This is a genomic window from Paraburkholderia sp. BR10882 (assembly GCF_040948855.1).
Taxonomy (GTDB): Bacteria; Pseudomonadota; Gammaproteobacteria; order Burkholderiales; family Burkholderiaceae; genus Paraburkholderia; species Paraburkholderia nodosa_A.
The window spans coordinates 1-243 of the sequence record NZ_JBFPKP010000107.1 but is presented as its reverse complement, the minus strand read 5'-3'; the positions used below and the strand labels follow the sequence as shown (position 1 = coordinate 243).

1 rRNA gene is annotated in these 243 nt (G+C 58.4%); it reads right to left on the bottom strand.

The window, feature by feature from the left end:
• Positions 1–108: 108 nt before the first annotated feature.
• A 23S ribosomal RNA gene (locus tag AB3X99_RS41095) occupies positions 109–243 on the bottom strand; the annotation flags it as partial.

The following is a 243-nucleotide window of genomic DNA, read 5'->3' as shown; positions in this document are numbered from 1 at the left end:
CTTCGTCTCCGAAGAGACTGGCCTCACACCCTTGAATCCCGCGCCCGGATTTGCCAAAGCGCCTTCTCCAATGCAAGGACCGGGACTTCCAACACCCGGACAACCTTCCGCGATCCGTCCCCCCATCTTCAGACAGGATTTCACGTGTCCCGCCCTACTTGTCGTACACCTAGTTCTTCCATTCCGCCTTCGCCTACGGGGCTATCACCCACTATGGCCGCACTTTCCAGAGCGTTTGGCTGA